Source organism: Pseudomonas sp. LBUM1671, from assembly GCF_059695685.1.
This window is the reverse complement of record NZ_CP166782.1, coordinates 2,319,893-2,342,762: the sequence shown is the minus strand read 5'-3', so window position 1 is coordinate 2,342,762 and position 22,870 is coordinate 2,319,893. Positions and strand designations below refer to the sequence as shown.

19 protein-coding genes and 1 pseudogene are annotated in these 22,870 nt (G+C 59.5%); all 20 read left to right on the top strand.

From position 1 onward, the window contains the following. The first annotated feature begins 100 nt into the window (after positions 1-100). The 20 genes and pseudogenes from purB (at position 101) to ACA060_RS10610 (ending at position 22,333) form a co-directional block, all read left to right on the top strand. Positions 101-1,471: an adenylosuccinate lyase gene (gene purB, locus ACA060_RS10705; protein ID WP_497317104.1), complete on the top strand. Its 1,371-nt coding sequence runs from the start codon at positions 101-103 to the stop codon at positions 1,469-1,471. A gap of 86 nt (positions 1,472-1,557) precedes the next feature. Next, the gene (locus ACA060_RS10700) at positions 1,558-2,727 is read left to right on the top strand and encodes a ribosomal protein uL16 3-hydroxylase (protein ID WP_497317102.1); all 1,170 of its coding nucleotides are present in this window, start codon (positions 1,558-1,560) and stop codon (positions 2,725-2,727) included. After that, entirely contained in the window at positions 2,720-3,145 is a 426-nt protein-coding gene (locus ACA060_RS10695; RefSeq protein WP_017339601.1) for a GNAT family N-acetyltransferase, read from the top strand. The genes ACA060_RS10700 and ACA060_RS10695 overlap by 8 nt, the downstream gene beginning before the upstream one ends. A 304-nt stretch (positions 3,146-3,449) precedes the next feature. Continuing rightward, positions 3,450-4,211 (top strand): secretin N-terminal domain-containing protein, encoded by a 762-nt coding sequence (locus ACA060_RS10690; protein ID WP_109629424.1) that lies wholly within the window; start codon positions 3,450-3,452, stop codon positions 4,209-4,211. Between the two features lie 500 nt (positions 4,212-4,711). Beyond that, positions 4,712-6,037 (top strand): isocitrate lyase, encoded by a 1,326-nt coding sequence (gene aceA / locus ACA060_RS10685; protein ID WP_033057066.1) that lies wholly within the window; start codon positions 4,712-4,714, stop codon positions 6,035-6,037. Between the two features lie 647 nt (positions 6,038-6,684). Next, positions 6,685-7,098, top strand: coding sequence for an NADH-quinone oxidoreductase subunit A (locus tag ACA060_RS10680; protein ID WP_003223812.1), 414 nt, complete (start codon positions 6,685-6,687; stop codon positions 7,096-7,098). A gap of 10 nt (positions 7,099-7,108) precedes the next feature. Then, a complete protein-coding gene (locus ACA060_RS10675; RefSeq protein WP_008146035.1) occupies positions 7,109-7,783 on the top strand; it encodes a NuoB/complex I 20 kDa subunit family protein in 675 nt (224 codons plus the stop codon). A 72-nt stretch (positions 7,784-7,855) separates the two neighbouring features. Further along, positions 7,856-9,640: an NADH-quinone oxidoreductase subunit C/D gene (gene nuoC, locus ACA060_RS10670; protein WP_109629421.1), complete on the top strand. Its 1,785-nt coding sequence runs from the start codon at positions 7,856-7,858 to the stop codon at positions 9,638-9,640. A 2-nt stretch (positions 9,641-9,642) separates the two neighbouring features. Continuing rightward, positions 9,643-10,140, top strand: a complete 498-nt coding sequence (gene nuoE / locus ACA060_RS10665; RefSeq protein ID WP_003223804.1) for an NADH-quinone oxidoreductase subunit NuoE — start codon at positions 9,643-9,645, stop codon at positions 10,138-10,140. Continuing rightward, positions 10,137-11,492 (top strand): NADH-quinone oxidoreductase subunit NuoF, encoded by a 1,356-nt coding sequence (nuoF, locus tag ACA060_RS10660; protein WP_109629418.1) that lies wholly within the window; start codon positions 10,137-10,139, stop codon positions 11,490-11,492. The genes nuoE and nuoF overlap by 4 nt, the downstream gene beginning before the upstream one ends. Before the next feature lie 138 nt (positions 11,493-11,630). Next, positions 11,631-14,345: an NADH-quinone oxidoreductase subunit NuoG gene (gene nuoG / locus ACA060_RS10655; RefSeq protein ID WP_497317099.1), complete on the top strand. Its 2,715-nt coding sequence runs from the start codon at positions 11,631-11,633 to the stop codon at positions 14,343-14,345. Further along, positions 14,342-15,349, top strand: a complete 1,008-nt coding sequence (gene nuoH, locus ACA060_RS10650) for an NADH-quinone oxidoreductase subunit NuoH (protein ID WP_008146046.1) — start codon at positions 14,342-14,344, stop codon at positions 15,347-15,349. The genes nuoG and nuoH overlap by 4 nt, the downstream gene beginning before the upstream one ends. A gap of 12 nt (positions 15,350-15,361) precedes the next feature. Beyond that, complete coding sequence (gene nuoI, locus ACA060_RS10645) at positions 15,362-15,907, top strand: NADH-quinone oxidoreductase subunit NuoI (protein ID WP_007905075.1); 546 nt, start codon at positions 15,362-15,364, stop codon at positions 15,905-15,907. Positions 15,908-15,916: 9 nt separating this feature from the next. Then, the gene (gene nuoJ, locus ACA060_RS10640) at positions 15,917-16,420 is read left to right on the top strand and encodes an NADH-quinone oxidoreductase subunit J (protein WP_109629413.1); all 504 of its coding nucleotides are present in this window, start codon (positions 15,917-15,919) and stop codon (positions 16,418-16,420) included. A gap of 2 nt (positions 16,421-16,422) precedes the next feature. Beyond that, positions 16,423-16,731 (top strand): NADH-quinone oxidoreductase subunit NuoK, encoded by a 309-nt coding sequence (gene nuoK, locus ACA060_RS10635; RefSeq protein WP_010458852.1) that lies wholly within the window; start codon positions 16,423-16,425, stop codon positions 16,729-16,731. Next, on the top strand, positions 16,728-18,581 hold the full coding sequence (nuoL, locus tag ACA060_RS10630; RefSeq protein WP_109629409.1) for an NADH-quinone oxidoreductase subunit L: 1,854 nt from the start codon (positions 16,728-16,730) through the stop codon (positions 18,579-18,581). Before nuoK ends, nuoL begins: the two co-directional genes overlap by 4 nt. Before the next feature lie 39 nt (positions 18,582-18,620). Then, positions 18,621-20,153 carry an NADH-quinone oxidoreductase subunit M gene (nuoM, locus tag ACA060_RS10625; protein WP_109629406.1) on the top strand — a complete coding sequence of 511 codons (1,533 nt, stop codon included), beginning with the start codon at positions 18,621-18,623 and terminating at the stop codon, positions 20,151-20,153. Positions 20,154-20,160: 7 nt separating this feature from the next. Then, positions 20,161-21,624 carry an NADH-quinone oxidoreductase subunit NuoN gene (gene nuoN, locus ACA060_RS10620; RefSeq protein WP_497317096.1) on the top strand — a complete coding sequence of 488 codons (1,464 nt, stop codon included), beginning with the start codon at positions 20,161-20,163 and terminating at the stop codon, positions 21,622-21,624. 229 nt (positions 21,625-21,853) lie between these two features. Beyond that, positions 21,854-21,943, top strand: a pseudogene (locus tag ACA060_RS10615) (type II toxin-antitoxin system prevent-host-death family antitoxin); the annotation flags it as partial. Positions 21,944-22,018: 75 nt separating this feature from the next. Further along, on the top strand, positions 22,019-22,333 hold the full coding sequence (locus ACA060_RS10610) for a helix-turn-helix domain-containing protein (RefSeq protein WP_497318207.1): 315 nt from the start codon (positions 22,019-22,021) through the stop codon (positions 22,331-22,333). Positions 22,334-22,870 lie beyond the last annotated feature (537 nt).

The following is a 22,870-nucleotide window of genomic DNA, read 5'->3' as shown; positions in this document are numbered from 1 at the left end:
CTGTAACGCGTAATACGCCGGTCAGTTGGCAACGGACCGGCGGATTTTTTCATGTATGATACGCGCCCCATTTCGTTGCCCGACTGTCCGAGAACACCCCATGCAGCTCTCTTCGCTCACTGCGGTTTCCCCTGTTGACGGCCGCTACGCCGGCAAAACCCAGGCCCTGCGCCCAATTTTCAGCGAATACGGTCTGATCCGTGCTCGCGTTCTGGTTGAAGTGCGTTGGCTCCAGCGCCTGGCCGCTCACCCAGGCATCAGCGAAGTGCCGGCGTTCTCCGCCGAAGCCAACGCGGTGCTGAACACCCTGGCGGACAACTTCGCTCTGGAGCACGCCGAGCGTGTCAAAGAGATCGAGCGCACCACCAACCACGACGTCAAAGCCATTGAGTACCTGCTCAAGGAACAAGCGGCCAAGCTGCCGGAACTGGCCAAGGTCAGCGAGTTCATCCACTTTGCCTGCACCAGCGAGGACATCAACAACCTGTCCCACGCCCTGATGCTGCGCGAAGGCCGTGATGACGTGATGCTGCCGCTGATGCGCCAGACCTGCGACGCCATCCGCGAGCTGGCCATCCGTTTCGCTGACGTGCCGATGCTGTCGCGTACCCACGGTCAACCGGCCTCGCCGACCACCCTGGGCAAAGAGCTGGCGAACGTGGTTTACCGACTGGAGCGTCAAATCGCTCAGGTCGCTGCCGTTCCGCTGCTGGGCAAGATCAACGGCGCTGTCGGCAACTACAACGCTCACCTGTCGGCCTACCCTGAGATCGACTGGGAAGAAAACGCCCGCGCCTTCATCGAAGACGAACTGGGCCTTGGCTTCAACCCGTACACCACGCAGATCGAACCGCACGACTACATTGCCGAGCTGTTCGACGCGATCGCCCGCTTCAACACCATCCTGATCGACTTCGACCGTGACATCTGGGGCTACATCTCCCTGGGTTATTTCAAGCAGCGCACCATCGCTGGCGAAATCGGTTCGTCGACCATGCCGCACAAAGTCAACCCGATCGACTTCGAAAACTCCGAAGGCAACCTGGGTATCGCCAACGCATTGTTCCAGCATCTGGCGAGCAAGCTGCCGATTTCCCGCTGGCAGCGTGACCTGACCGACTCCACCGTGCTGCGCAACCTCGGTGTCGGCTTCGCCCACAGCGTGATCGCGTACGAAGCCAGCCTCAAAGGCATCAGCAAACTGGAGCTCAACGCGCAGAAGATCGCCGCTGACCTGGACGCGTGCTGGGAAGTATTGGCCGAGCCGATCCAGACCGTAATGCGCCGCTACAACATCGAAAACCCGTACGAAAAGCTGAAAGAGTTGACCCGTGGCAAGGGCATCAGCCCTGAAGCACTGCAAACTTTCATCGACGGCCTGGACATGCCAGCCGCCGCCAAGGCCGAGCTGAAATTGCTCACCCCGGCGAACTACATCGGTAACGCTGCGGCACAAGCCAAACGCATCTGATCGACCGCTTTACCCGTTTGAGACGCCCGGCAGCGCCGGGCGTTTTTATTCCCGTATGAAAAGTGCATTTTTTCAATAGGTTACACATGAATCCTGACATTCCTCTTCAACTTCTAGGCGGCATCACGGCGCGCGAATTCCTGCGCGACTACTGGCAGAAAAAACCTCTGCTGATCCGTCAGGCGATTCCTGAATTCGAAAGCCCGATCGACGCCGACGAACTGGCCGGACTGGCGCTGGAAGAAGAAGTCGAGTCGCGCCTGGTAATCGAGAACGGCGAGCGTCCTTGGGAATTGCGCCGCGGCCCCTTCGCCGAAGATGAATTCAGCAAACTGCCGGAACGTGACTGGACCCTGCTGGTTCAAGCGGTTGACCAATTCGTACCGGAAGTCGCCGAGCTGCTGGAGAACTTCCGCTTCTTGCCGAGCTGGCGCGTCGACGACGTGATGATCAGCTTTGCCGCCCCGGGTGGCAGCGTCGGTCCGCACTTCGATAACTATGATGTGTTCCTGCTGCAGGGTCACGGTAAGCGCAACTGGAAAATCGGCCAGATGTGCGATTCCGAGAGCAAGTTGCTGCAACACGCGGACTTGCGCATCCTCGCTGATTTCGAAGCCACCGATGAGTGGATCCTGGAACCGGGCGACATGCTCTACCTGCCGCCGCGCCTGGCCCATTGCGGCGTGGCCGTCGATGACTGCCTGACCTACTCGGTCGGCTTCCGCGCCCCAAGCGCCTCGGAAGTGCTGACACACTTCACCGACTTCCTCAGCCAGTTCCTGACCGACGAAGAGCGTTACACCGACGCCGACGCAGTGCCTGCTGTCGATCCGCATCAGATCCAGCACGACGCCCTTGATCGCCTGAAAGCCTTGCTGGCCGAGCACATGAGCGACGAGCGCCTGCTGCTGACCTGGTTCGGCCAGTACATGACCGAGCCGCGCTACCCGGAACTGGTTGCCGGCCCGGAAGAAATCGAAGAAGAAGACTTCCTCGCCAGCCTCGAACAAGGCGCTGTGTTGATCCGCAACCCGAGCGCGCGCCTGGCCTGGTCCGAAGTCGATGACGACCTGCTGCTGTTCGCCAGCGGCCAGAGCCGTTACCTGCCAGGCAAGCTGCGCGAGCTGCTGAAATTGATCTGCGCCGCTGACGCCCTGCACACCGACAACCTCGGTGACTGGCTGAGCGACGAAGACGGCCGCGGCCTGCTGTGCGAACTGATCAAGCAAGGGAGCCTGGGGTTCGCTGATGAATAAAATTCACGTACGTGTCGCAGACTGGCAAAAGGACAACGCCGAGATCCGGCGCATTCGTGAGACGGTGTTTATTGCCGAGCAATCCGTTCCACCTGAGCTTGAATGGGATGCCGATGACGCTACGGCAGTGCATTTCCTGGCCTTCGAAGGCGACTTTCCGATCGGCACCGCACGCCTGTTGCCCGATGGTCACGTCGGCCGGGTGTCGGTGCTTAAAGACTGGCGCGGCTTGAAAGTCGGCGATGCGTTGATGCAAGCGGTGATCGGTGAAGCCGAGAAGCGTGGACTGAAGCAGCAGATGCTGAGCGCACAGGTCCAGGCCACGGCGTTCTATGAGCGCTTGGGTTTCAGCCTGGTCAGTGAGGAATTCCTGGAAGCCGGGATTCCGCATGTGGACATGGTGCGGCATTCCGCCTAAAACCCTGTGGTGGGGACTTAATCTGTGGCGAGGGGGATTTATCCCCGTTCGGCTGCGCAGCAGTCGTCAAACCATCGGATGCGGTATACCTGATGCACTGTGGTTAGAAATTTTGGGGCCGCTTCGCGACCCAACGGGGATAAATCCCCTCACCACAGATAACCCCCCCTCGCCACAGGGAACACCACAAAACGCCCCGCCATCGACCGATGCCGGGGCGTTTTGCTGTCTGCGATTCAACTTGCCCCACGCCGGGCCGACAAACTGGCAATATCAACACTTCAAGATGTCGGAGATAACGGATATGTCCCTACGCACCCTGCTCACCACGCTGCTGCTGACGTGCAGTTTTTCAGCCATGGCAGCCACCGAGATCGTGCCCCTGAACTACCGCACCAGTGCTGATATGCTCCCCATGGCACAGGATTTTATTGGCAAGGACGGCCAGGTCAGCGCCTACGGCAATCAGCTGATCGTCAATGCCGATCAACGCAAGATCGACGAACTTAAGGCCCTTGTTACCCAACTCGACGTGGCTGCCAAGCGCCTGCTGATCACCGTCGACACCAACGAAAATAACTTCCAGGGCGACCAGGGTTACTCGGTGAACGGCGCCAAGCCGAGCCAGACGCGCATCATCAACCGCAGCACCGACAGCCGCGATGGCGGCATCCAGCAGATTCAGGCCAGCGAAGGCGCACCGGCACTGATTCAGGTCGGCCAGAGCGTGCCGCTCACCAGCAGCCAGACCGATTCCTACGGCGATCTGCGCAGCCAGACCGAATACCGCAACGTCACCCAGGGTTTCTATGTCACCGCCAGCGTCACCGGCGACATCGTTCACCTGTCGATCAGTACCAACCGTGACCGCATGAGCCAGGAACGTCCCGATGTAGTGAATGTGCAAAGTACCGACACAACTGTCACGGGACGCTTGGGCGAGTGGATCACCCTGGCCGGGGTAAACCGCCAGACTCAGGCCGACAAACAGGGCCTGACCCGCAGCTACTCGACTCAAGGCCGGGATGACATGACCCTGCGGGTGAAAGTCGATACTTTGGACTAAACCACCGAAAACTGACTGATTAGTCGTATTAGACCAAAGATGTAGTGCTTGAAAAAAAGCACTACAAAACGTTTGACGATCGAAAAAAGCAAAGGCATGATGGCCTCGCTCCCGCTAATCAGGGGCCCTGGCAAGGGCCTTCGAAGCGATGCTCGCATCTACCCCAGCGAGCCGTTTCGTGTCTGTACCGCCCACAAGGTGTGTTTGACGAGGTTGCCGACTGGAACGAAGTTGTCCCGAGGGACGGAAGCGTAATTAGGTAACCCGGCTCCACACTGAAGTTCGTATAAAGGCCCACGACGCCCGAATCCGCTCGCCAGTTCGCCCTTACCTGCTCACTTCCCCTCGAGCCCATCGTTCATCCCGTCGCCAACCCCGCCGAATCCGACTTGACCACCTAAGCTTCTGGTCAGCGAGCAGCCTTTTACGCTTCTTTAATTTGCGTAGTTGGCAGGAGCAGGAATTTTCCACCCCAGACCTATGCGACGAGGTTTATCTCCATGGCACTGACACGCGAACAGCAAATTGCAGCCCTCGAAAAAGATTGGGCTGAAAACCCACGCTGGAAAGGCGTGACACGCGCTTACTCCGCTGCTGACGTCGTCCGCCTGCGTGGCTCGGTTCAACCTGAGCACACCTTTGCAAAACTGGGCGCCGAGAAGCTGTGGAACCTGGTGACCCAGGGCGCCAAGCCATCCTTCCGTCCTGATAAAGATTTCGTCAACTGCATGGGCGCCCTGACCGGCGGCCAGGCTGTACAACAAGTCAAAGCCGGCATCCAGGCAATCTACCTGTCGGGCTGGCAAGTGGCTGCGGACAACAACTCCGCCGAATCGATGTACCCGGACCAGTCGCTGTACCCGGTGGACTCGGTTCCAACCGTGGTCAAGCGCATCAACAACTCGTTCCGTCGTGCTGACCAGATCCAGTGGAAAGCCGGCAAAGGCCCGGGCGACGAAGGCTACATCGACTACTTCGCACCGATCGTGGCTGACGCTGAAGCCGGTTTCGGCGGCGTTCTGAACGCTTACGAGCTGATGAAGAGCATGATCGAAGCAGGCGCCGCCGGCGTTCACTTCGAAGACCAACTGGCTTCCGTGAAAAAATGCGGCCACATGGGCGGCAAGGTACTGGTTCCTACCCAGGAAGCTGTACAGAAGCTGACCGCTGCCCGTCTGGCGGCTGACGTTGCCGGTACTCCGACCATCATCCTGGCCCGTACCGACGCTAACGCAGCTGACCTGCTGACCTCTGATTGCGACCCGTACGACCAGCCGTTCGTGACTGGCGAACGCACTCAGGAAGGCTTCTACAAAGTGCGCGCCGGCCTGGACCAGGCGATCGCTCGCGGCCTGGCTTACGCGCCGTACGCCGACCTGATCTGGTGCGAAACCGCCAAGCCGGATCTGGACGAGGCTCGTCGCTTCGCTGAAGCGATCAAAAAGGAATACCCGGACCAACTGCTGTCGTACAACTGCTCGCCTTCCTTCAACTGGAAGAAAAACCTGGACGACGCGACCATCGCCAAGTTCCAGCGCGAACTGTCCGCCATGGGTTACAAGCACCAGTTCATCACCCTGGCCGGCATTCACAACATGTGGCACAGCATGTTCAACCTGGCGCACGACTACGCCCGCAACGACATGACTGCCTACGTGAAGCTGCAAGAGCAGGAATTCGCTGACGCTTCGAAGGGCTACACCTTCGTGGCTCACCAGCAGGAAGTGGGCACCGGCTACTTCGACGACATGACCACCGTGATTCAAGGTGGCTCGTCTTCGGTGACCGCGCTGACCGGTTCGACTGAAGAAGAACAGTTCCACTGATCTGCTTCGCCTGAGCTAACGGCCGTTGCGGACCGAATAGAAAGCTAACCGCAACGCCGCACATCTGACGCCCCGACTGGTTCGGGGCGTTTTTTTGCCCGCGATTTACCAAACACCACATAACCCTGTGGGAGCGGGCTTGCTCGCGATGACGGTGTGTCAGTCACTGCAGATGTCGACTGAAAGGCCGCCATCGCGGGCAAGCCCGACTCCCACAGGAATGCATGCACCTTCAAGTCCTACGAAAAACATTGATCCAGAGCGGTACCGCGCGCAGAAAACCGAGGTAAAACGTCCATCTCCGCTACTTGTAGTAACAGCCATATAAGACAACTTCCCAGTCACCCAGCCGTTAAACAGTTTAAAAACCAAGCCAAACAATATTGATTATCATTTAGCTACAACTATGTTCGTTACATTCCTTACAAAACAATATTGATAAAAACCCGGCTAATGCCCGCAACGCATGGGCTGCGGGGCTTCGGAGGTGCGCTATGTCCTTATTCCATTAAATAATTTCGCTATCTGAATTTTACTTGCACCGTGTTGTGCCATAAAATCAGCGGGATTGATTGCTGCGACATATCGTCACTGCTTTGTTTCTTTTCAAGCTCAGAGACCTTTGCTCTCTGTTAAGGATTACCAGCATGCCCGAAGCGACAGGACTCATGGCCCACAACTGGGGCTTTGCCATTTTCCTTCTGGGCGTTGTCGGCCTTTGCGCCTTCATGCTCGGCGTCTCCAGCCTCCTCGGGTCAAAAGCCTGGGGTCGCAGCAAAAACGAACCGTTCGAGTCCGGCATGCTACCTACAGGTGGCGCCCGCTTGCGGCTCTCAGCCAAATTCTATCTGGTCGCGATGCTCTTCGTGATCTTCGATATCGAAGCCCTCTTTCTCTTTGCCTGGTCTGTGTCCGTCCGCGAAAGCGGCTGGACCGGATTCGTCGAAGCTCTCGTTTTCATAGCAATTCTGTTGGCAGGTCTTGTCTACCTGTTCCGAGTGGGCGCCCTTGACTGGGCTCCGGAAGCTCGTCGCAAGCGGCAGGCGAAGCTGAAACAATGAGGCTTTGGCAATGCAATACAATCTCACCAGGATCGACCCCGATGCTCCTAACGAGCAGTATCCGATTGGCGAGCGGGAAACCGTTTCCGATCCGTTAGAAGATCAAGTCCACAAAAACATCTTCATGGGCAAGCTCGAAGACGTGCTTAACGGCACGATCAACTGGGGGCGCAAGAACTCCCTGTGGCCGTATAACTTCGGTCTTTCGTGCTGCTACGTGGAAATGACCACCGCCTTCACGGCGCCCCACGACATCGCACGCTTTGGCGCCGAGGTTATCCGGGCATCGCCGCGTCAGGCGGATTTCATGGTTATCGCCGGTACCTGCTTCATCAAGATGGCGCCGATCATTCAGCGTCTCTACGAGCAAATGCTCGAACCTAAATGGGTTATCTCCATGGGTTCGTGCGCCAACTCCGGTGGCATGTACGACATCTACTCTGTCGTTCAAGGGGTGGACAAGTTCCTGCCCGTGGACGTCTACGTGCCTGGCTGCCCGCCCCGTCCTGAAGCTTTTCTGCAAGGCTTGATGCTCTTGCAAGAATCGATTGGACAGGAGCGTCGTCCGCTTTCCTGGGTCGTCGGTGATCAAGGCGTGTACCGCGCCGAGATGCCTTCGCAAAAGGAACAGCGCCGCGAACAGCGTATCGCAGTCACCAACCTGCGCAGCCCCGACGAAGTCTGATCCAGATCTGCTTCTTTTATAGAACGAGACACTGGCTTCATTCTTTACGTTGACCGAAAGCGATAAATAACCATGACTACAGGCAGTGCTCTGTACATCCCGCCTTATAAGGCAGACGACCAGGATGTGGTCGTCGAACTGAACAACCGTTTTGGCCCCGAGGCGTTCACCGCCCAGCCTACCCGCACCGGCATGCCGGTGCTTTGGGTTGCCCGCGCCAAACTTGTCGAAGTCCTGACCTTCCTGCGCAACCTGCCCAAGCCGTACGTCATGCTCTATGACCTGCACGGCGTGGACGAGCGTCTGCGCACCAAGCGTCAAGGGCTGCCAAGCGGCGCCGACTTCACAGTGTTCTATCACTTGATGTCGATCGAACGTAATAGTGACGTAATGATCAAGGTCGCCTTGTCCGAGAGCGACCTTAGCGTGCCGACCGTGACCGGTATCTGGCCGAACGCCAACTGGTACGAGCGTGAAGTGTGGGACATGTACGGCATCAATTTCGCCGGCCACCCGCACCTGACCCGCATCATGATGCCGCCGACCTGGGAAGGTCACCCGCTGCGCAAGGACTTCCCGGCCCGTGCCACCGAGTTCGATCCGTTCAGCCTGACGCTGGCAAAGCAACAGCTTGAGGAAGAAGCCGCGCGCTTCAAGCCTGAAGACTGGGGCATGAAGCGTTCCGGTGCGAACGAGGACTACATGTTCCTCAACCTCGGTCCCAACCACCCTTCCGCGCACGGTGCGTTCCGCATCATTCTGCAGCTGGACGGTGAAGAGATCGTCGACTGCGTGCCTGACGTCGGTTACCACCACCGTGGTGCCGAGAAGATGGCCGAGCGTCAGTCCTGGCACAGCTTCATCCCGTACACCGACCGTATCGACTACCTCGGCGGCGTGATGAACAACCTGCCGTACGTGCTCTCGGTCGAGAAGCTGGCCGGCATCAAGGTGCCCGAGAAGGTCGACGTCATCCGCATCATGATGGCCGAGTTCTTCCGGATCACCAGCCACCTGCTGTTCCTGGGGACTTACATCCAGGACGTCGGCGCCATGACCCCGGTGTTCTTCACGTTCACCGACCGTCAGAAGGCGTACACGGTGATCGAAGCCATTACCGGTTTCCGTCTGCACCCGGCCTGGTACCGCATCGGTGGCGTCGCTCACGACCTGCCGCGCGGCTGGGAAAAACTGGTCAAAGACTTCGTCGAGTGGATGCCAAAGCGTCTGGACGAATACCAGAAGGCCGCGCTGGACAACAGCATCCTCAAAGGCCGGACCATCGGCGTCGCTGCCTACAACACCAAGGAAGCCTTCGAATGGGGCGTCACCGGTGCAGGCTTGCGTTCGACCGGTTGCGACTTCGACCTGCGTAAGGCGCGCCCGTACTCCGGTTACGAGAACTTCGAGTTCGAAGTGCCCCTGGCCGTCAATGGCGATGCCTACGATCGTTGCATCGTGCGCGTCGAAGAAATGCGCCAGAGCATCAAGATCATCGAGCAGTGCATGCGCAACATGCCGGCAGGCCCGTACAAGGCGGATCACCCGCTGACCACGCCGCCACCGAAAGAGCGCACGCTGCAGCACATCGAGACCCTGATCACGCACTTCCTGCAAGTTTCGTGGGGCCCGGTCATGCCGGCCAACGAATCCTTCCAGATGATTGAAGCGACCAAGGGCATCAACAGTTATTACCTGACGAGCGATGGCGGCACCATGAGCTACCGCACCCGGATTCGCACCCCAAGCTTCCCGCACCTGCAGCAGATCCCTTCGGTGATCAAAGGCAGCATGGTCGCGGACTTGATCGCGTACCTGGGTAGTATCGATTTCGTTATGGCCGACGTGGACCGCTAAGCATGAACAGCACGCTTATCCAGACAGACCGTTTCACCTTGAGTGAAACCGAGCGCTCGGCCATCGAGCACGAGCTGCATCACTACGAAGACCCGCGCGCGGCGTCGATCGAAGCCCTGAAGATCGTCCAGAAGGAACGTGGCTGGGTGCCTGACGGCGCGCTCTACGCCATCGGCGAGATCCTCGGCATCCCGGCCAGCGACGTTGAAGGCGTGGCGACGTTCTATAGCCAGATCTTCCGTCAGCCGGTCGGTCGCCACATCATTCGCGTCTGCGACAGTATGGTCTGCTACATCGGCGGCCATGAATCGGTAGTCAGCGAAATCCAGAACAATCTGGGCATCGGCCTGGGTCAGACTACCGCCGACGGTCGTTTCACCCTGCTGCCGGTCTGCTGCCTCGGCAACTGTGACAAGGCGCCGGCGTTGATGATTGACGACGACACTTTCGGTGATGTGCAGCCTGCCGGCGTTGCCAAATTGCTCGAGGGCTACGTATGACCCTGACTTCCTTCGGTCCTGCCAACCGCATCAAGCGTTCGGCCGAGACTCACCCGCTGACCTGGCGTCTGCGCGACGACGGCGAAGCTGTCTGGCTTGACGAGTACCAGGCCAAGAACGGTTACGCCGCCGCGCGCAAAGCCTTCGCCGACATGGCTCAGGACGACATCGTCCAGACCGTGAAAGACTCCGGCCTTAAAGGTCGCGGTGGTGCAGGCTTCCCCACGGGCGTGAAGTGGGGCCTGATGCCCAAAGACGAATCCATCAACATCCGCTACCTGCTGTGCAACGCGGACGAGATGGAACCGAACACCTGGAAAGACCGCATGCTGATGGAGCAACTGCCCCATCTGCTGATCGAAGGCATGCTGATCAGTGCTCGCGCGCTGAAAACCTACCGTGGCTACATCTTCCTGCGCGGCGAATACACCACCGCCGCCAAGCACCTCAACCGTGCAGTGGAAGAAGCCAAGGCAGCCGGCCTGCTGGGTAAAAACATCCTGGGCAGCGGCTTCGATTTCGAGCTGTTCGTCCACACCGGCGCCGGGCGTTACATCTGCGGTGAAGAAACCGCACTGATCAACTCCCTCGAAGGTCGCCGCGCCAATCCGCGTTCCAAGCCGCCCTTCCCTGCCGCCGTTGGCGTGTGGGGCAAGCCGACCTGCGTGAACAACGTTGAAACCCTGTGCAACGTGCCGGCGATCATTGCCGACGGCGTGGACTGGTACAAATCGTTGGCGCGCGAAGGCAGTGAAGACATGGGCACCAAGCTCATGGGCTTCTCCGGCAAGGTCAAGAACCCAGGCCTGTGGGAACTGCCGTTCGGCGTCACCGGTCGCGAGCTGTTTGAAGACTACGCTGGTGGCATGCGCGACGGTTACACGCTCAAGTGCTGGCAGCCAGGCGGCGCCGGTACCGGTTTCCTGTTGCCTGAACACCTCGACGCACAAATGTACGCTGGCGGCATCGCCAAAGTGGGCACCCGCATGGGTACCGGCCTGGCCATGGCGGTGGACGACAGCGTCAACATGGTGTCCCTGCTGCGCAACATGGAAGAGTTCTTCTCCCGAGAGTCGTGCGGTTTCTGCACCCCGTGCCGTGACGGTCTGCCGTGGAGCGTCAAGCTGCTGCGCGCGATCGAGAACGGTGAAGGGCAAGCCGGCGATATCGAGACCTTGCTGGGTCTGGTCGGTTTCCTCGGCCCGGGCAAGACCTTCTGTGCTCACGCACCGGGCGCCGTGGAGCCATTGGGCAGCGCAATCAAATACTTCCGTCCAGAATTCGAAGCCGGCATCGCGCCCACCAGCGCCGTCGTCCCGCCTCTGGCAAGGCCGATCGTAGTCGGCGCGTAAACGCTTAAAAAGGCGAAGGGTCCGTGCCCTTCGCCTTCTCGTTCGATGACGCCTTTTATGGGCTGTTTGGATTCGGACGAATAACAAGATTCCATTAGCCACGCCCGCTGACACCGGGCCAACGAAGAACTTTGAACCATGGCCACTATCCACGTAGACGGCAAAGAGCTCGAAGTCGACGGGGCAGACAACCTGTTACAGGCATGTCTGTCGCTAGGCCTCGATATCCCTTATTTCTGCTGGCACCCAGCCCTAGGCAGCGTTGGCGCTTGCCGCCAGTGCGCGGTCAAGCAGTACACCGACGAAAACGACAAGCGTGGTCGGATCGTCATGTCGTGCATGACGCCCGCCACCGACGGCAGCTGGATCTCCATCGACGACGAAGAAGCGAAAGTGTTTCGCGCCAGCGTCGTTGAATGGCTGATGACCAACCACCCTCACGACTGCCCGGTCTGTGAAGAAGGCGGTCACTGCCACCTGCAAGACATGACCGTGATGACCGGCCACAACGAGCGCCGTTATCGCTTCACCAAGCGTACTCACCAGAACCAGCAACTGGGCCCGTTCATTTCCCACGAAATGAACCGCTGCATCGCTTGCTACCGCTGCGTGCGCTTCTATAAGGATTACGCTGGCGGCACCGACCTCGGTGTGTTCGGCGCCCACGACAACGTGTACTTCGGTCGCGTTGAAGACGGCACCCTGGAAAGCGAGTTCTCCGGCAACCTTACCGAGGTCTGCCCGACCGGTGTATTCACCGACAAGACTCACTCCGAGCGCTACAACCGCAAGTGGGACATGCAGTTCTCGCCGAGCATCTGCCATGGCTGCTCCAGCGGTTGCAACATCTCTCCGGGCGAGCGCTACGGTGAACTGCGTCGTATCGAAAACCGTTTCAACGGTTCGGTAAACCAGTACTTCCTGTGCGACCGTGGCCGTTTCGGCTACGGCTACGTCAACCGCGAAGACCGCCCGCGTCAGCCAAAGCTGGCCAACGGCGCCAAGCTGACCCTCGACGAAGCACTGGATAAAGCCGCTGACCTGCTGCGCGGTCGCAACATCGTCGGCATCGGTTCGCCCCGTGCCAGCCTCGAAAGCAACTACGCGTTGCGCGAACTGGTCGGCGCTGAGCACTTCTACTCCGGTATCGAAGCCGCCGAACTGGAACGCATTCGTCTGGTCATGCAGGTGTTGAAAGACAGCCCGCTGCCGATCCCGAACATGCGCGACATCGAAGATCACGATGCGATCTTCGTGCTTGGCGAAGACCTGACCCAGACCGCTGCCCGTATGGCGCTGTCCCTGCGTCAATCGGTCAAGGGCAAAGCCGAAGACATGGCCGATGCCATGCGCGTTCAACCTTGGCTCGACGCTGCAGTGAAAAACATCGGTCAGCACGCGCTGAACCCGCTGTTCATCGCCAGCCTGGCTGAAACCAAGCTCGACGACATTGCTGAAGAATGCGTTCACGCAGCACCGGACGACCTGGCCCGCATCGGTTTCGCCGTGGCTCACGCCCTCGACGCCAGCGCTCCAGCGGTTGAAGGCCTCGACACTGAAGCCCTCGATCTGGCCAAGCGCATTGCTGACGCCCTGCTCGCGGCCAAGCGTCCATTGATCATCGCCGGCACCTCGTTGGGTTCCAAGGCGCTGATCGAAGCCGCCGCCAACATCGCCAAAGCCTTGAAGCTGCGCGAGAAGAACGGTTCCATCAGCCTGATCGTGCCAGAGGCCAACAGCCTTGGCCTGGCCATGCTCGGTGGCAACTCGGTCGACGAAGCGCTGCAAGCGGTGATCGACGGCAAGGCCGACGCCATCGTCGTGCTGGAAAACGATCTGTACACCCGCACCGACAAAGCCCGTGTCGATGCTGCCCTGAACGCCGCGAAAGTGGTGATCGTGGCGGACCATCAGAAGACCGCCACCAGCGATCGCGCGCACCTGGTCCTGCCAGCCGCCAGCTTCGCTGAAGGCGACGGTACGCTGGTCAGCCAGGAAGGCCGCGCCCAGCGTTTCTTCCAGGTCTTCGACCCGACTTACCTCGACGCGAGCATCCTGGTTCACGAAGGCTGGCGCTGGCTGCATGCCCTGCGCGCGACCCTGTTGAACCAGCCGATCGACTGGACCCAACTGGACCACGTCACTGCTGCCTGCGCCGCCAGCACGCCGCAACTGGCGCGCATCGTCGATGCCGCACCGTCCGCCGCGTTCCGTATCAAAGGCCTGAAACTGGCCCGCGAGCCGCTGCGTTACTCCGGTCGTACCGCCATGCGCGCCGACATCAGCGTGCACGAACCGCGTACTTCCCAGGATAACGACACTGCGTTCTCGTTCTCCATGGAAGGTTACTCGGGCTCGGTCGAACCGCGTCAGCAAGTGCCATTCGCCTGGTCTCCGGGCTGGAACTCGCCGCAAGCCTGGAACAAGTTCCAGGACGAAGTCGGTGGTCACATCCGCGCTGGCGACCCGGGCACCCGCCTGATCGAAAGCACCGGTGATTCGCTGAACTGGTTCGCTGCTGTTCCGCGTGCGTTCAACCCGGCACCGGGCACCTGGCAAGTCGTACCGTTCTTCCACTTGTTCGGCAGCGAAGAAAACTCTTCCAAAGCCGCACCGGTTCAGGAACGCATTCCGGCCGCTTACGTGTCGCTGGCCAAATCCGAAGCCGATCGCCTGGGTGTCAATGACGGCGCCATGCTCAGCTTGAGCGTTGCTGGCCAGACCTTGCGTCTGCCGCTGCGCATCAACGAAGAGCTGGGTGCCGGCCTGGTCGCATTGCCGGCCGGTATCGCCGGCATTCCGCCCGCGATCTTTGGCAAATCCGTTGACGGTCTGCAGGAGGCAGCTCAATGACCTGGTTCACGCCTGAAGTGATTGACGTGATCATCGCGGTCCTCAAGGCCATCGTGATTCTGCTCGCCGTGGTGGTGTGCGGCGCGCTGCTGAGCTGGGTCGAGCGTCGTCTGCTCGCCCTCTGGCAGGACCGTTACGGTCCGAACCGCGTCGGCCCGTTCGGCGCGTTCCAGATCGCGGCCGACATGATAAAGATGTTCTTCAAGGAAGACTGGACCCCGCCGTTCGCCGACAAGGTGATCTTCACGTTGGCGCCGGTCGTGGCCATGAGTGCCTTGCTGATTGCCTTCGCAATCATCCCGATCACCCCAACCTGGGGTGTGGCGGACATCAACATCGGCATCCTGTTCTTCTTCGCCATGGCTGGTCTGTCGGTCTACGCGGTGTTGTTCGCCGGCTGGTCGAGTAACAACAAGTTCGCCTTGTTGGGCAGCTTGCGGGCCTCGGCGCAAACCGTGTCGTACGAAGTGTTCATGGGCCTGTCGCTGATGGGCATCGTGATCCAGGTCGGCTCGTTCAACATGCGCGACATCGTTGAATATCAAGCGCAGAACCTGTGGTTCGTGATTCCGCAGATCTTCGGTTTCCTGACCTTCTTCATTGCCGGCGTCGCCGTGACTCACCGTCACCCGTTCGACCAGCCGGAAGCGGAGCAGGAACTGGCCGACGGTTACCACATTGAATACGCCGGCATGAAATGGGGCATGTTCTTCGTCGGCGAGTACATCGGCATCGTGTTGATTTCGGCGCTGCTGGTGACCTTGTTCTTCGGTGGCTGGCACGGCCCGTTCGGCATTCTGCCGCAGATCCCGTTCATCTGGTTCGCGCTGAAAACCGCGTTCTTCATCATGTTCTTCATCCTGCTGCGCGCCTCGATCCCGCGCCCACGGTATGACCAAGTGATGGATTTCAGCTGGAAGTTCTGCCTGCCGCTGACCCTCGTCAACATGCTGGTGACCGCTGCGATCGTGTTGCTCAACACGCCCGCCGTCGCGGCTCAGTGAGGATAGAGAATCATGAAGTACATATTTGACATCGTGCATGGCTTCTTCACCCAGCTTCGCAGCCTGGTGATGATCTTCGGCCATGCCTTCCGCAAGCGCGACACGCTGCAGTATCCGGAAGAAGCCGTGTACCTGCCGCCGCGCTTTCGTGGGCGTATCGTCCTGACCCGCGACCCTGATGGCGAAGAGCGTTGTGTTGCCTGCAACCTGTGCGCCGTGGCGTGCCCGGTTGGCTGCATCTCGCTGCAGAAAGCTGAAACCGAAGACGGTCGCTGGTACCCGGACTTCTTCCGCATCAACTTCTCGCGCTGCATTTTCTGCGGCCTCTGCGAGGAAGCCTGCCCGACCACCGCGATCCAGCTGACACCGGATTTCGAGATGGCCGAGTTCAAACGTCAGGACCTGGTTTACGAGAAAGAAGATCTGTTGATCTCCGGCCCCGGCAAAAACCCTGATTACAACTTCTATCGTGTTGCAGGTATGGCGATTGCCGGGAAGCCGAAAGGCTCCGCGCAGAATGAAGCCCAGCCGATCAACGTGAAGAGCTTGCTGCCTTAAGGAAGAAAGATGGAATTCGCTTTCTATTTCGCATCGGGTATCGCTGTGGTGTCCACGCTTCGCGTGATCACCAACACCAACCCTGTGCACGCCCTGCTCTACCTGATCATTTCGCTAATCGCCGTGGCCATGACGTTCTTCGCCCTCGGCGCACCGTTTGCCGGTGTTCTGGAAGTGATCGCCTACGCTGGCGCCATCATGGTGCTGTTCGTGTTCGTGGTGATGATGCTGAACCTCGGTCCCGCCTCGGTTCAGCAAGAGCGCGTCTGGCTCAAGCCCGGCATCTGGCTCGGCCCGGTCGCCCTCGGCACCCTGCTGCTGGTTGAACTGCTGTACGTGCTGTTCAGCCACTCCAGCGGTGAGGCCATCGGCCACACCACCGTAGACGCCAAGGCCGTGGGCATCAGCCTGTTCGGTCCTTATCTGCTGGTGGTCGAACTCGCCTCGATGCTGCTGCTTGCCGCAGCCGTCACGGCGTTCCACTTGGGCCGTAACGAAGCCAAGGAGCAATGACGATGCCTGCTATCCCTCTGGAGCATGGTCTGGCGGTCGCCGGCATCTTGTTCTGCCTCGGTCTGGTCGGCCTGATGGTCCGCCGCAACATTCTCTTCGTGCTGATGAGCCTGGAGATCATGATGAATGCCTCCGCCTTGGCCTTCATCGTCGCCGGTAGCCGCTGGGGTCAGCCGGATGGACAGATCATGTTCATCCTGGTGATCAGCCTGGCAGCCGCCGAGGCCAGTATTGGCCTGGCGATTCTGTTGCAGCTGTATCGCCGCTTCCACACTCTCGATATCGACGCTGCCAGCGAGATGCGCGGATGAATCTTCTCTATCTGACTTTCGTATTCCCTCTCATAGGTTTCCTGCTGCTGTCGTTCTCACGCGGCCGCTTTTCGGAAAACCTGTCGGCGCTGATTGGCGTCGGTTCCATCGGCCTGTCTGCCATCGTCACGGCTTACGTGATCTGGCAATTCAACGTTGCGCCACCTGAAGGCGGTCACTACACCCAAGTGTTGTGGCAGTGGATGGCGGTGGAAGGCTTCACGCCTAACTTCGCGCTGTACCTGGATGGTCTGTCCCTGACCATGCTCGGTGTGGTCGTCGGCGTCGGCTTCCTGATCCACCTGTTCGCGTCCTGGTACATGCGCGGTGAGGCCGGTTACTCGCGCTTCTTCGCCTACACCAACCTGTTTATCGCCAGCATGCTGTTCCTGGTCCTGGGCGATAACCTGTTGTTCCTGTACTTCGGTTGGGAAGGTGTGGGCCTGTGCTCGTACCTGTTGATCGGTTTCTACTACAGCAACCGCAACAACGGTAACGCGGCACTGAAAGCCTTCATCGTCACCCGTATCGGCGACGTGTTCATGGCGATCGGCCTGTTCATCCTGTTCCAACAGTTGGGCACGCTGAACATCCAGGAATTGCTGGTGCTGGCACCGCAGAAATTCCAGGCCGGCGACTTCTGGATGGTCATGGCCACCCTGATGCTGCTGGGCGGCGCTGTCGGTAAATCCGCGCAACTGCCGCTGCAAACCTGGCTGGCGGACGCGATGGCCGGTCCTACTCCGGTTTCGGCACTGATTCACGCCGCAACGATGGTAACCGCCGGTGTCTACCTGATCGCCCGTACCCACGGTCTGTTTGCCCTGGCGCCGGACATCCTGCACCTCGTTGGCGTCGTTGGCGGTGTGACCCTGGTGCTGGCCGGTTTTGCCGCACTGGTTCAGACCGACATCAAACGTATCCTCGCCTACTCGACCATGAGCCAGATCGGCTACATGTTCCTGGCGCTGGGCGTTGGCGCATGGGATGGCGCGATCTTCCACCTGATGACCCACGCCTTCTTCAAGGCGCTGCTGTTCCTTGCGTCCGGTGCGGTGATCGTTGCCTGCCACCACGAGCAGAACATCTTCAAGATGGGCGGCCTGTGGAAGAAACTGCCGCTGGCCTACGCCAGCTTCATCGTCGGCGGCGCGGCACTGTCGGCCCTGCCACTGGTGACCGCAGGCTTCTACTCCAAGGACGAAATCCTCTGGGAAGCGTTTGCCAGCGGCAACCACGGTCTGCTTTACGCAGGTCTGGTGGGCGCGTTCATGACTTCGCTGTACACCTTCCGCCTGATCTTCATCGCGTTCCACGGTGAAGCGAAGACCGAAGCGCACGCCGGTCACGGCATCGCTCACTGGTTGCCGCTGTCGGTGCTGATCGTGCTGTCGACCTTCGTCGGCGCCATGATCGTTCCGCCACTGCACGGTGTGCTGCCGGAAAGCGTCGGCCATGCCGGCGGCGAAGCCAAGCACAGTCTGGAAATCGCCTCGGGCGCCATCGCCCTAGCCGGTATCCTGCTGGCCGCGCTGCTGTTCCTCGGCAAGCGTCGTTTCGTCACTGCAATCGCCAACAGCGGCATCGGCCGCTTCCTTTCGGCCTGGTGGTTCGCTGCCTGGGGCTTCGACTGGATCTACGACAAACTGTTCGTCAAGCCATACCTTGCGATCAGCCACGCACTGCGCAGAGACCCGCTCGACCAGACCATCGGTCTGATCCCGCGTATGGCCAAAGGCGGTCACACCGCCCTGAGCCGTACCGAAACCGGTCAACTGCGTTGGTACGCGGCATCGATGGCAGCCGGCTCCGTGCTGGTCATCGGCGCCATCGTGCTGGTAGCGGTCTGATATGAACCTTGCGAACTTGCGAAAGGAATTGAGCCCGTCATGATTCTGCCTTGGCTAATCCTGATCCCCTTCATCGGCGGCCTGCTGTGCTGGATGGGTGAGCGCTTCGGCGCGACCCTCCCCCGCTGGATTGCGCTGTTGACCATGACCCTGGAACTCGCGCTCGGCCTCTGGCTGTGGGCCCACGGTGATTATTCATTTGCTCCGGCGCCTGGCGCCGATCCGACCTGGGCGCTTGAGTTCAAGCACATCTGGATCGAGCGCTTCGGCATCAGCGTGCACCTGGCCCTCGACGGCCTGTCGCTGTTGATGATCCTGTTGACCGGTCTGCTGGGTATCCTCTCGGTACTCTGCTCGTGGAAAGAGATCCAGCGTCACGTTGGCTTCTTCCACTTGAACCTGATGTGGATCCTGGGCGGTGTCGTCGGCGTGTTCCTCGCCCTCGACCTGTTCATGTTCTTCTTCTTCTGGGAAATGATGCTGGTGCCGATGTACTTCCTCATCGCGCTCTGGGGTCACAGTTCTTCGGACGGCAAGAAAACCCGGATCTACGCGGCGACCAAGTTCTTCATCTTCACTCAGGCGTCCGGCCTGATCATGTTGGTGGCGATCCTGGGCCTGGTGCTGGTCAACTTCAACAGCACCGGCGTGATCACGTTCAACTACGCCGACCTGCTGAAAACCAAGATGTCGCTCACTACCGAGTACATCCTGATGCTCGGCTTCTTCATCGCCTTCGCGGTGAAGCTGCCAGTCGTACCGTTCCACTCCTGGCTGCCTGATGCTCACGCCCAGGCGCCAACAGCGGGTTCGGTCGACCTGGCCGGTATCTTGTTGAAGACCGCGGCTTACGGCCTGCTGCGTTTCGCCCTGCCGCTGTTCCCGAATGCCTCGGCCGAGTTTGCGCCGATCGCCATGACCCTGGGTCTGATCGGGATCTTCTACGGTGCGTTCCTGGCCTTTGCACAAACCGACATCAAGCGTCTGATCGCCTACTCCTCCGTTTCCCACATGGGTTTCGTGTTGATCGGCATCTACTCCGGCAGCCAACTGGCGCTGCAGGGTGCAGTGATGCAGATGCTGGCGCACGGTCTGTCGGCCGCGGCACTCTTTATCCTCAGCGGTCAGCTGTACGAGCGCACCCACACCCGCGACATGCGTGAAATGGGTGGCCTGTGGTCGAAGATCGCTTACCTGCCGGCCATCAGCCTGTTCTTTGCCGCCGCGTCCCTGGGCTTGCCGGGCACCGGTAACTTCGTCGGTGAGTTCCTGATTCTGATCGGCACGTTCCCGGCCGCCCCATGGATCACCATCATCGCGACGTCCGGTCTGGTGTTCGGTTCGGTCTACTCGCTGATCATGATCCACCGTGCCTACTTCGGCCCGTCCAAGTCGGACGCGGTGTTGCATGGCATGGATGGTCGCGAACTGATCATGGTGGTCGGTCTGGCGGCATTGCTGATTTACATCGGCGTGTACCCGCAACCGTTCCTCGACACCTCTGCCGCGACGATGCATGGCGTGCAGCAGTGGCTCGGCACCGCCTTCACTCAACTCGCTTCGGCCCGGTAAGAGCGCTATGGAATTCACGACTCAACACTTTATCGCGCTTGCGCCGTTGTTGATCACCAGCGTCACGATCATCGTGGTGATGCTGGCGATTGCCTGGCGCCGCAACCACTCGCAGACCTTCCTGATTTCCGTGGCGGGTCTGAACCTGGCGTTGCTGTCGATCCTGCCAGCCCTGAAAGTCGCGCCTCTGGCCGTGACTCCGTTGCTGCAGATCGACACCTTCGCCTGCTTGTACATGGCGCTGATCCTGGTCGCCACCCTCGCCTGTGTCACCCTCGCCCACGCCTACCTCGGCGATGGCGGTTCGGGTTACCCGGGCAACCGTGAAGAACTTTACCTGCTGATCCTGATGGCCGCCGCCGGTGGCCTCGTACTGGTCAGCGCGCAACACCTGGCCGGGTTGTTCATCGGTCTGGAACTGCTCTCGGTACCGGTCTACGGTCTGGTGGCTTATGCCTTCTTCAACAAGCGTTCGCTGGAAGCCGGTATCAAGTACATGGTGTTGTCGGCCGCCGGCTCTGCGTTCCTGTTGTTCGGTATGGCCCTGCTCTACGCCGACTCCGGCAGCCTGAGCTTTGTCGGTATCGGCCAAGCGCTGGCCGCCACCGGCTTGCCGAGCTCCCTGGCACAACTGGGCCTGGGCATGATGCTGATCGGTCTGGCGTTCAAACTGTCGCTGGTACCGTTCCACCTCTGGACCCCGGACGTTTACGAAGGTGCTCCGGCACCGGTGGCGGCGTTCCTGGCCACCGCGTCGAAAGTCGCTGTGTTTGCCGTGATGGTGCGTCTGTTCCAGATCTCGCCTGCAGCAAGCAGCGGTGTGCTGAGCGACGTGCTGACCATCATCGCCATTGCGTCGATCCTGTTCGGTAACCTGCTGGCACTGACCCAGAGCAACCTCAAGCGTCTGCTGGGTTACTCGTCCATCGCTCACTTCGGCTACCTGCTGATCGCCCTGGTGGCGAGCAAGGGTCTGGCCGTGGAAGCCATCGGCGTGTACCTGGTCACCTACGTGATCACCAGCCTCGGCGCGTTCGGCGTGATCACCCTGATGTCCTCGCCGTACAACGGCCGTGACGCGGATGCCCTGTACGAATACCGCGGCCTGTTCTGGCGTCGTCCGTACCTGACCGCCGTCCTGACCGTGATGATGCTGTCCCTGGCCGGTATCCCGCTCACCGCGGGCTTCATCGGCAAGTTCTACATCATCGCCACCGGTGTCGAGTCGCACCAATGGTGGCTGGTCGGTTCCCTGGTACTGGGCAGCGCCATCGGCGTCTTCTACTACCTGCGCGTCATGGTCACCCTGTACCTGATCGAGCCGAACCTGCGTCGCCACGATGCGCAACTGCACTGGGAACAACGTGCAGGCGGCGTAATGCTGCTGGCCATCGCTCTGGTGGCATTCTTCCTCGGCGTCTACCCACAACCGCTGCTGACTCTGGTTCAGCAGTCGGGTCTGGCGGGCTGATCACTCGGCGATATCTGGCTACAAACAAGAACGGCACCTTCGGGTGCCGTTTTTGCATTTGTGGGATTTGTTACCGCTGCCCTGCCCTCCTTCTGCAATCCCAGAAAGCTCATGCGGGATTGTCAGGTTCGTCCTACAGCCAGAATTGAGGCAATGCCTCTATCGTGAATGCCTGCTGGAAGACGAACCGATGCAAGAGCGAACAATGAAACGTGAAGAACTGCGCGAACAACGAATCGGAGCAATGAAGGGCAAACTTGTGCTTCCCGCTGACTTCGATGCTCCTCTGTCAGACGAACTGCTGGATGCCTTCGAAGGGTTGCTGCCATTGCTTCCCTCATGCGCGTTGAAACACGAGAAGCATCCAATAGAGAAGCCGATACGAGATCCCACTATGAAACGTGACATTTTTTCCGAACTGATGGATGGCCTCGATGCTCTGGCGGAGGAGCGCCAAGGCAAAATCACTTTGCGAACCCACAAGGTTCAATTGCCAAAACTGGTGCCCATCACGGCCGAGGAAGTGGTAGCCATCCGCCAACAGCTCAATCTTTCCCGGTCGGTGTTCGCCATGTATCTGCGCACCAACACCCGAACCCTCGAAAACTGGGAACAGGGTCGGGCAGTACCCAATGCCCAAGCCACGACACTGATTCGCCTGGTTGAACGCTTTCCGCAGACAGTAGCGCAACTGGCGGCGCTGACTTGAATTGTCTGTGCCATCTTTAATGACCCGTTCACCGGATCGTCGCCCGGAATGACGGTTCGACCTGCTCGCTAAAGCGGTGGAGCTGGCACAAACAAAAACGGCACCTCTCAAACCTGAGTGAAAAGGCACTGAAGGTGGTTTCAAGAAAAACGCCCCGACTTGTTCGGGGCGTTTTCATTTGTGCAGACAGCAAAGGCTTCTGCCGGTTGAATTCGAAGGGTAAAACCGCACCGCTGCCTGAAGAAACTTCAAACGCGATAGGAAAAGTCTCCGCTTACCACCTGTAAAGGAACGAAAACGAACTAATCATTGCGAGCTGGCTACCCAACTATCTGAATTTTCCCACATCCCATTTCCCCCTTCGCTGCAGCAAATGCGGCGTTTATTCGGCGTCCACCCCTGTTTACGAATCAAAGTCGTCAATCGCGGATTAATGTGCATGTATTTCCTCACACCAGAAATAACGACACCGTAACTCCACGTCACTTTTGACCGACCAACTTTCAACTTATACAGTTGCTCCGTGCTTGATTAAGC

Bases quoted from the DNA above. Each gene is read 5' to 3' on its own strand.
- nuoH (WP_008146046.1), top strand. From the start codon at position 14,342: ATGACCTGGTTCACGCCTGAAGTGATTGACGTGATCATCGCGGTCCTC.
- nuoL (WP_109629409.1), top strand. From the start codon at position 16,728: ATGAATCTTCTCTATCTGACTTTCGTATTCCCTCTCATAGGTTTCCTG.
- nuoK (WP_010458852.1), top strand. From the start codon at position 16,423: ATGCCTGCTATCCCTCTGGAGCATGGTCTGGCGGTCGCCGGCATCTTG.
- ACA060_RS10675 (WP_008146035.1), top strand. From the start codon at position 7,109: ATGCAATACAATCTCACCAGGATCGACCCCGATGCTCCTAACGAGCAG.
- nuoG (WP_497317099.1), top strand. From the start codon at position 11,631: ATGGCCACTATCCACGTAGACGGCAAAGAGCTCGAAGTCGACGGGGCA.
- nuoF (WP_109629418.1), top strand. From the start codon at position 10,137: ATGACCCTGACTTCCTTCGGTCCTGCCAACCGCATCAAGCGTTCGGCC.
- ACA060_RS10690 (WP_109629424.1), top strand. From the start codon at position 3,450: ATGTCCCTACGCACCCTGCTCACCACGCTGCTGCTGACGTGCAGTTTT.
- purB (WP_497317104.1), top strand. From the start codon at position 101: ATGCAGCTCTCTTCGCTCACTGCGGTTTCCCCTGTTGACGGCCGCTAC.
- nuoI (WP_007905075.1), top strand. From the start codon at position 15,362: ATGAAGTACATATTTGACATCGTGCATGGCTTCTTCACCCAGCTTCGC.
- ACA060_RS10695 (WP_017339601.1), top strand. From the start codon at position 2,720: ATGAATAAAATTCACGTACGTGTCGCAGACTGGCAAAAGGACAACGCC.
- aceA (WP_033057066.1), top strand. From the start codon at position 4,712: ATGGCACTGACACGCGAACAGCAAATTGCAGCCCTCGAAAAAGATTGG.
- ACA060_RS10680 (WP_003223812.1), top strand. From the start codon at position 6,685: ATGCCCGAAGCGACAGGACTCATGGCCCACAACTGGGGCTTTGCCATT.
- nuoN (WP_497317096.1), top strand. From the start codon at position 20,161: ATGGAATTCACGACTCAACACTTTATCGCGCTTGCGCCGTTGTTGATC.
- nuoM (WP_109629406.1), top strand. From the start codon at position 18,621: ATGATTCTGCCTTGGCTAATCCTGATCCCCTTCATCGGCGGCCTGCTG.
- nuoJ (WP_109629413.1), top strand. From the start codon at position 15,917: ATGGAATTCGCTTTCTATTTCGCATCGGGTATCGCTGTGGTGTCCACG.
- ACA060_RS10610 (WP_497318207.1), top strand. From the start codon at position 22,019: ATGAAACGTGACATTTTTTCCGAACTGATGGATGGCCTCGATGCTCTG.
- nuoC (WP_109629421.1), top strand. From the start codon at position 7,856: ATGACTACAGGCAGTGCTCTGTACATCCCGCCTTATAAGGCAGACGAC.
- ACA060_RS10700 (WP_497317102.1), top strand. From the start codon at position 1,558: ATGAATCCTGACATTCCTCTTCAACTTCTAGGCGGCATCACGGCGCGC.
- nuoE (WP_003223804.1), top strand. From the start codon at position 9,643: ATGAACAGCACGCTTATCCAGACAGACCGTTTCACCTTGAGTGAAACC.